Origin of the sequence: Litorivivens sp., assembly GCF_041625495.1 — a bacterium.
Taxonomy (GTDB): Bacteria; Pseudomonadota; Gammaproteobacteria; order Pseudomonadales; family Spongiibacteraceae; genus Litorivivens.
On sequence record NZ_JBFJTH010000166.1, the window covers coordinates 1 to 8,299 of the forward strand.

Here is an 8,299-nt window from a genome sequence, read left to right on the forward strand (position 1 = left end):
AGAATACTCCAGTCCAGCGACGAGGCATGGATCGCCTTCTCACAGGCGAGCTTGGTTTCACCGTAGTGGTCGTCCGGTCGATAGGGGCTGTCCGCCGTCAGAGGTGGTTCACGATCCTGAAGTTTGCCGTAAACCGCAACGCTGGATGCAAATATCAAACGTCGAACGCCCCGCGCCTCCATTGCCGCTATCAGGTTTTCAGTCGCGGTGACATTGACGCGCGTAGCCAGCTCCGGCTGGGTTTCAGACAGCGGTGGAATAATGGCGGCGAGGTGAATGACAACATCCACATCGGTGAGCGCTTCGTCCCACACGGCAGGCTCGGTAATATCCCCCCACACGGCTTTGATGCGTTGATCAAAACGACGGGCAATCGACTCCGTGCCGGGTAGTTTGCGATCAACGCACACAAGTTCGTACCCGCGCTCCAGCAGATATTCAATGGTGTAGGTGCCGATGTTGCCAAATGCGCCCGTGAGCAGGACTCGTTTTGCCACAGTCTGTCTCCCCGCGTGAAAGGAGGCCATTTATACGGGTTACCCGGTCGCACAACAAGCGACCGAAGTGCTCTTTGGAGTATCAAATAGCGCAGGTTGATAAACCAGCTTGAATATCTGCCAATGTTTCCTCTAGCTGCTGCCGCTGAATATCCGTAGCCAGCCCGATTCTCAGCCAGGCATGCTGCGGATGTTGCCGGTAGTAACGAATGGCGATTCTACGTTCAAGCAACGCTGACACCAGAGCCTTAGCCTCACTGTGGGGCATCCTGAGACTGCTGAACAATGGCGTTTGCACAAGCCGTATATCTGCCGTCGACGACTTGCCCGAACTTTGCAGACACCTGAATAACGTTTGCTCCAAACAAGCCCGTTGTTGCTCGGCGAGAGATAGCAAACGACATCGATTGTCGTTTTGCCAACGACAATCCCCGAAAAACTGTCGCGCGGCCCAAAGTGCTGGCGCTGATACTGGCCAGGGCCCTAGCGCCTCTGACGCGCGCCGGATCAGTGCCGGAGCCCCCAGAGCAAACCCGAGACGCAGGCCTGGCAAACCAAAAAATTTGCCCACCGAGCGCAATATAATCAGACCCGGCATATCTAGCATGGACACCAGCGACGCCGCCGGGGTTGCATCGATAAACGCCTCGTCAACCACGATCAGCCCGTCTTTTGGCAGGCAAGCTCGCCAGCATTCCAAATCCGAGGCGCTAATATAAGCCCCAGTCGGGTTGTTCGGATGAATAAGCACCAGCACCGACGCCCCGCTGGAAACTATAGTACGGGACAGAGCTTGCTGCTCTATATCATCATAAGCCACACAGCTATGCCCCTCATTGGTCCACCAATAAGCATGTTCGGCATAACCCACCCGTGGCACCAGCACCCGCGAGCGACTGCGCGTTCGTGGTAACCACTGAATCAACGATTGCGAACCCGAGGCTGCCACCAACTGTTCTGGCTCTACGCCATAGCAGTCGGCTGCGAGGCCGGTCACAGAGCCGTCGCCATAAGGCAGCTGCGTCAGGATGTCTACCGGCATCGGTGGCAGCGGGTAGGGAAATGGACTTACGGCCGAGGAGAGGTCCAGCAGCGACTCAGATGAAATTGCTAGCGCCGCTGCCAGCGCCTGAGCATTGCCGCCATGCTCACATAGTAGCTCCCACGGCGCCTGCTCCGCTAACTCAGACTTTGCGCTTATCATTCCAACCTGCGGCCTCTCATGTTATTGCCTCGATAAATGCGAGCAGCGCCAAGAGTGCGACAAGCAAACCCAGCGCACGATCTTGCAACGCAAAACAGGCGGTAATATCACCCACGTGTGGCGCCCGTCCGCACCCCAGAACAGGCCGATCCTGAACTTGTTCGCGATACCGCGCCGGCCCACCCAACTGCAGTCCCAGAGCTGCCGAGCCACTGGCCATTACTGAGCCGGCATTTATACTTTTCCAGTGCCATCCCTGCCTCCACCAGACGCGAAATGCGGAGATCCGATTACCCGGTAACGCTACCAGACAGAACAGGAAACTCAGTAGTTGGGCTGAAGGGAAAGCCAGTACATCATCCAACCGCGCGGCACTGCGGCCAAACAAATTGAAGCGTTCGCTGCGGTAGCCCCACATCGCATCGAGCGTGTTACTGAGACGGTGCAATACAACACCGGGGGCACCCGCTACCGCATACCAGAACAGGGAGGCGATAATTGCATCGTTAGTATTCTCCAGCCCGGTTTCAACCACCGCTGTGACTAGCTCCGATTCACTGGCCTGAGCAGTATCGCGGCTGACAATTCGGCCGGTAGCTGCGCGCGCAGCCGGCAGATCTGCGCGCAATAGCGGGTCGCGTACGGCCACTGCGTGTTGCCGCAAGCTGCTGCGGCCAATGGCGAGATAAAGAACAACCACATCCAGTAGCAGGGCCAGGCTGCCCAAAACACTGCGCAGCACCATAACCGCCGCCAGAATTGGAGTAATCGCAAGTAACAGTGCCAGGGTACCCCGCCACCACTGTCCCAGCTGGCTCGCCTGCTGCCAGCGGTTAAAGCGGGTTTCCAGCCAGCTAGCGTAACGGCCAAAAACCACCAAAGGGTGATAACGTGCCGGTTCACCCAACAGTGCGTCAAGCAGCAATCCCACAAACCACACACCCAGTACGCTGCCCAGCATTCCCTTTTCTCCTGTATTAGGCTCGCCCATTGAGCCCGTCAGGCGCAGCGAGGCCGAAAATCTATACAGGCGCACCTCACCCGTCAAGGTGTCATACCCCTGGTTTCCCCGTCATTCGCCGGTGTTAGGCGTATTTACCTATTCACAAGCGATGCTGAGGCTGCAAATATCAAAATCATAGAGCCAGTAAGTTTTTGGCTGGCGAGCAACAGCACGCGGGGGCGCGCATTGGTTTATACTGGGCTTACCGCCTCCGGGCTTTGGGCAAACACCTGAGGTTTTGACATCAAAGACCTCAAGAGCAGCAGATGCCAATAGACAACCGTTCCGACAGTATGCGATTGGCACCGACAACACCAATCGCACGGCAAGAAGCGCCAACCTGGTTTGTGCTGGTCGTGGATGACGAACCCGACATCCATTCAGTAACCAACATGGTACTGGAAGACGAGTTTGTGCTCGGGCACCGCCTTACACTCCTGCATGCCCACTCTGCCCAGGAAGCCATAAACCATCTTAATTCCAACCCCGATATAGCCCTTCTGCTGCTCGACATTGTGATGGCCAAAGATACTGATGGGCTTGAAGTTGCAGCCTACGTGCGGCATCAATACAGCAACCCTCACACACGTATCATCGTGCGAACCGGGCAACCCGGCACCATGCAAGAGACAGAAATAGCTGAAACCTACGGGATCAATTATTACGAACCAAAAACCCAAATGACCGCTCAGCGTTTGCGCGCTGTGGTGCATATGGCGTTAGAAAGCTATCAGGCATACAGTGCGCTGGAAAGCAGCAACAACCACCTTCGTCACGTATTGGCCGACATTGAGCTCTTCAGCCACGCCGTCGCCCACGACATTCGCGGCCCTGCACGCAACCTTCACATGCTGAGCGAGCTACTGGCCAGCGAGCTCCCCTCAGAAGCGAGCCCAACGACCAGAGAGTTGGCCGAAGCCTTGCAGACTGGCAGTGCAAATCTGCTAACGATTCTCGAGCAGCTGTTGTCGCTATCTCATCTGGGTAAAGACAGCCTGACCCTGAAAACCTATGACATGAGCGAACTCGTCAGCAATGCAATCGAGAACTTTCGCAACCGTGCTACAGACCCCGATACGGACATTTCGCTGTCGGGTCATTGCAGGGTTATCGCTGATTTTCACGCGATCAGCCTGGTTGTGAGCAACCTGCTGGACAATGCCGACAAATACCGCGAACCCGAACGACCGCTGACTATCAGCATTGAGATTCGCCCAACCGAGACACAGTGTGTACTGACGATCAGTGATAATGGACGGGGCATTCCAGAGGAAAAAACCGAAGAAATATTCTTGCCCTTTCGTCGGGCGTGCAATGACAAAGAAACGCCCGGCAGTGGCATAGGTCTGGCACTGTGCAAGCGCATTGTTGATTTGCACGAAGGCACGATTCACGCCGATTCTGGAACGCACGACGGCACACGGATAACACTGAGTCTACCAATCAGTTTCGACGACGCCGTAAAACCCTCACCCGACTTGCGACAGGACAGCGCGCCCACCCTCTAGATGCTGTGCACGGTATTGCCGATAAACGCTCACCCCTGACTCTGGTTCCAGTCGGCTATTACCCGGCTCAGCGCCGCGACGCCATCGCTCAGTGCCGCCGGGCCAGGCTGCAAAATAATTGGCGATTTTATTTCATGAATCTGCCCGTGGCGGACCGCCGGTATATCGCCCCAGCCATCACGGGCGGCTATCTGCTCCGGTCGTACTTTACGGCCACACCAGGACGCAAGAATGATATCAGGCTCACGCCGCACAACCTCGAGCGGATCAGCAATAATCCGGCTCTTGGCGTCCGGGCAGGCTGCAAGTTCAGCAAAACAATCGTCACCGCCTGCCAACTCAATCAGATCTGAGACCCAACCGATGCCGGAAATCATGGGATCGGGCCATTCTTCGAAATAGACACGGGGACGCCGCTGCAGGGAGTTGGCCAAACGCCGCGCCCGCTCAAGATTGTCGTTAAATCCCTCGCACAGTTTTTCAGCTTTGCGCTCAACCCCCAGTAATCGCCCTAGGGTATGCAACATCTCAAAAATACCGGCCACACGGCGCTGGTTAAAAATATGAACCTGCAGGCCAGCGCGCACCAAGTCTGCTGCAATATCGGCCTGCATATCGGAAAAACCCAAGACAAGATCCGGCTTTAGCTCCAAAATTTTGCTTTCTTTGGCGCTGGTAAACGCAGACACTTTGAGCTTTTCCTTCCTCGCCTCGGGAGGCCGAACCGTAAAACCCGAAATACCCACTATGCGATGCTGTTCGCCCATCAGATAAAGCGCTTCCGTCGTTTCCTCTGTCAGGCAGACGATACGCTGCGGCCATAAACTCATTCAGCGCCTCCGGAAAACCAGTTGCACACGGTTTCCGGGTCAGACCGGAAATACCAGTGCACAAACGACGCAACCAGTCGGTTGCGACGCCAGATAAACTCCCCATCCCGGCCGTCGTGGTAGCGGGTACGCTCGTCGGTAACGGCATCATCAATGCGAGCATAATGAAACGTATGCCCCTTTAGTTTGCCGTCAGGTAATTCCTGATAGCCCAGCGCCGCCAGTCGATCTCCGACCACCGCATTGCCCGGCAACAACCCAATCAGACTGGTCTTGTGTTGCGCATACTCAAGAGATTGCTGCAGATACAACATACCGCCGCATTCGGCCACACAGGGCTTGTCGGCCAGGATGTGATCACGCACTTGTTCCGCCATTGTCGTATTCACAGTCAATGCCGATAGATGCAGCTCGGGGTAACCGCCGGGTAGATAAAGTGCGTCGCAGGGCGGCAACTGCCTATCGTGCAGCGGTGAGAAATAAACCAGTTCGGCGCCCTGCTCCTGCAGAAAATCTGTATTGGCGTGATACAGAAAATAGAAGGCTTCATCGCGCGCTACAGCAATGCGCTTGCCGCTGAGCCTAGGCACGTCAGTTTGCACCTGTGCGAGTTCACGCTGCGGCAATTCACCCCACTCCAGTGCGTCGAGCATGGGAGCTACCACCTCGGCCACCAGTCGCGCGCACTGCTGTGCCTGCTCTTCGCTACTGCTGATTCCCAGATGGCGCTCCTCCACCTGCAGGCGTTCATCCCGCGGCAGCCATCCCAGGTATTTGACCGGCGCCCGCACACTCTCTTCCAGCATCTCACCGTGACGGTCACTGCCCACGCGGTTAGCGAGAACCGCGCTGACCTTGACCCGCTCATCATAGGTCGCCAAACCATGCACCAGCGCACCAAAGGTCTGAGCCATCGCCGCTGCGTCTATCGTGAGTGTTACTGGAATGGCGTACTCTGCCGCCAGTTGCGCCACGGGAAAACTGCCATCAAACAGCCCCATAACCCCTTCCACCAAAATCACATCAGACACCGCAGCCGCACGAGTCAGCTCAGCGGCAATGCCATCACCGCCGAGCATCCAGTAATCGAGCTGGCGCACTTCCAGACCAGTGGCTTTCTGCAGAAAGCGCGGATCGAGATAGTCTGGTCCCATTTTGAAAAGCGTCACGCGGTCACCGCGATCCAGCAGAGCTTTGGCAAACCCGGCACTAAGCAGAGTTTTCCCATGATTGCTACCGGGAGAGGCGAGAATCATCAATTTAGTGTTCATGTACACCCTGCCTCCGGTTAATCAAGGCGAAAGCCGCAGCCAAGGTCAGAAACAGCGCAACATAGATAAAGCTGCTGCTGAAATAGCCCGGTAAATAGCGTTCAGTTCGCGCGAGCATCTCCGTTAGTGTCGGATCGACAAACTTGCCCGACAAAAAATAGAAGCTTCCTGAGCTGATAAAAAACGCTGTTACCTGTGCCAGCGAAAAGCCCGCCAGCCCCAACGGCAATTGGACTTTGACCGGCGCGTTGCCGCACGCAGCTCCGGCATACCAGATCACCGCAAAAGCCGGCAGAAGAAAACCGTAGGCAGGGCTGAGACAGAAAGGATCGGTTCCGCTGGCAATGGACAACATATCCAGCGTGACGGCCAGCGCGACAAAGCCGCCAAACCAGCGATACCCAAGGCCAATAAAACCGCCGATAAACAACGCGGCATGAGTAACATCGGCAAGATGGATAATACCGCTGAGTGGATAAGGGCGACTGAGCATAATCAGCAGCCCGAGCAGTAGGCCAATGGCACTGCGATTCAAGTGAGTCAAAACATTCTGCATTTTATCATCTCCAACAGGATTGCAAGAGATGACGCAGGAGGAAGTTGGGTAAAAGACATAGTCCTACCCCGCCCGTTGCCCTCCGCAACGTCATCGCGGCTCGCTGCAGGCCGGTCTCCGGACTTGTGAGGGTTATCGTAATGACAACTGGCTGAACGCCTTCCCGCGATGACTCGCAGTGGCCCTTGTTCAGCGATACTCACTTACCGTTGCGGGGGCAGTGTCGGCTTTGCGCATGCGCACCGACTTCCCGTTTAACACCCAGCTCTCAAAGCAAGAACCATGGGTGACCTGTAGCGAAGGCGGTGAATGTATAGAGTGACAGCGGGGAGGTCAAGCAGCGCACTCAACCTGCGGAAGAATGCGCGCACCAAATCTTTATAGAAGGTGTCCTGCCCCCTTGGAGGGAGGGCAGGGAAAGGGGCTATCTACAGAAACAGCTCGTTCTTAGCCGCACGGTCTCTGAGCAGCAGGGGTACCGCAAAGTCTTCACCGTACTGCTGGTGTAGGTACTCAGCGCGCTCCACAAACTGTTGCAGACCAATCGCATTGATCGCCTGGAAAACACCACCGGTTTGCGCGGGGAAGCCGATCCCCATAATGGACCCGATATTACCGTCACCGACGTTTTCAATCACACCCTCTTCCATGGCGCGAACCGCTTCCAGACACTGGGAGTACACCAGACGGTCCTTGATATCCTCGTATGGAATCTCGGTATAGCCATTTGGCGCAAAGGCGTCTTTCAGGCCAGGCCACATGTGTTTCTGGCCACCCTGTGGATACTCATAATAGCCCGCACCGTGCACCTTACCTTTGCGGCCAAACTCGTTGACCATACGATCCAGCACACGCGATGCGGCGTTGTCTTCCCATTTCTGTCCCTGAGCTTCGGCATCGGCTATCGCTTGCAGACCATTTGTCCAGGCGGTTTCCTGACTGATCTCATCAATCGCACCCAGCGGACCAATGGGTGAACCATTGTCACGAGCGGCCGATTCGATCAGCACAGGGTTGATGCCTTCTTCGAGCATGATGGCACCTTGCGATACGGTCTTGCCGATAACACGCGTAGTAAAGAAGCCGGGGGCATCGTTAACCACAATCGGCGTTTTTCCCAGTTGCTGGGCAAGATCAAACGCGCGAGCCAGTGTTTCGTCAGACGTTTTCTCGCCGCGAATGATTTCTACCAGCGGCATTTTCTCGGCGGGCGAGAAGAAATGCATACCGATAAAGTTTTCCGGACGCACCGAGGCTGCAGCCAATTCAGTAATCGGCAACGCAGACGTATTGGATGCAAACACACCGTCAGCTTTCAGGACGGCTTCAGTGTCTTTAGTAACCGCCGCCTTGATCTTACGATCCTCGAACACGGCTTCAATCACCAGATCGCAATCCGCCATGTCGGCGTAGTCTTCAGTCGCCTTGAT

General features: G+C 55.9%; 8 protein-coding genes and 1 riboswitch. Of the genes, 1 reads left to right on the forward strand and 7 read right to left on the reverse strand.

Annotated features, from left to right (window positions below; all coding sequences use genetic code 11):
- The 3 genes from ABYP39_RS15460 to ABYP39_RS15470 form a co-directional block, all read right to left on the reverse strand.
- On the reverse strand, positions 1–497 hold a 497-nt coding region (locus ABYP39_RS15460), incomplete at its 3' end, for an NAD-dependent epimerase/dehydratase family protein (RefSeq protein WP_372783424.1).
- An 82-nt stretch (positions 498–579) separates the two neighbouring features.
- Positions 580–1,701 carry an aminotransferase class I/II-fold pyridoxal phosphate-dependent enzyme gene (locus ABYP39_RS15465; RefSeq protein ID WP_372783426.1) on the reverse strand — a complete coding sequence of 374 codons (1,122 nt, stop codon included), beginning with the start codon at positions 1,699–1,701 and terminating at the stop codon, positions 580–582.
- 16 nt (positions 1,702–1,717) lie between these two features.
- On the reverse strand, positions 1,718–2,662 hold the full coding sequence (locus ABYP39_RS15470; protein ID WP_372783428.1) for a cobalamin biosynthesis protein: 945 nt from the start codon (positions 2,660–2,662) through the stop codon (positions 1,718–1,720).
- Between the two features lie 308 nt (positions 2,663–2,970).
- On the opposite strand from ABYP39_RS15470, the gene ABYP39_RS15475 reads away from it, so the two are divergent.
- Complete coding sequence (locus ABYP39_RS15475; RefSeq protein ID WP_372747498.1) at positions 2,971–4,212, forward strand: ATP-binding protein; 1,242 nt, start codon at positions 2,971–2,973, stop codon at positions 4,210–4,212.
- Positions 4,213–4,241: 29 nt separating this feature from the next.
- Here the strand turns inward: ABYP39_RS15475 and ABYP39_RS15480 are convergent, their stop codons facing one another.
- From ABYP39_RS15480 to ABYP39_RS15495, 4 genes are all read right to left on the reverse strand, one after another.
- Complete coding sequence (locus ABYP39_RS15480; RefSeq protein WP_372747497.1) at positions 4,242–5,042, reverse strand: cobalamin-binding protein; 801 nt, start codon at positions 5,040–5,042, stop codon at positions 4,242–4,244.
- Positions 5,039–6,313: a cobyrinate a,c-diamide synthase gene (locus tag ABYP39_RS15485; RefSeq protein ID WP_372747496.1), complete on the reverse strand. Its 1,275-nt coding sequence runs from the start codon at positions 6,311–6,313 to the stop codon at positions 5,039–5,041. Before ABYP39_RS15485 ends, ABYP39_RS15480 begins: the two co-directional genes overlap by 4 nt.
- Positions 6,303–6,869: a hypothetical protein gene (locus ABYP39_RS15490; RefSeq protein ID WP_372747495.1), complete on the reverse strand. Its 567-nt coding sequence runs from the start codon at positions 6,867–6,869 to the stop codon at positions 6,303–6,305. Before ABYP39_RS15490 ends, ABYP39_RS15485 begins: the two co-directional genes overlap by 11 nt.
- Before the next feature lie 90 nt (positions 6,870–6,959).
- A riboswitch (cobalamin riboswitch) is annotated at positions 6,960–7,178 on the reverse strand.
- Between the two features lie 119 nt (positions 7,179–7,297).
- Positions 7,298–8,299, reverse strand: a 1,002-nt coding sequence (locus tag ABYP39_RS15495; RefSeq protein WP_372783430.1) for a 3-hydroxyacyl-CoA dehydrogenase family protein, incomplete at its 5' end; no start/stop codon positions are given.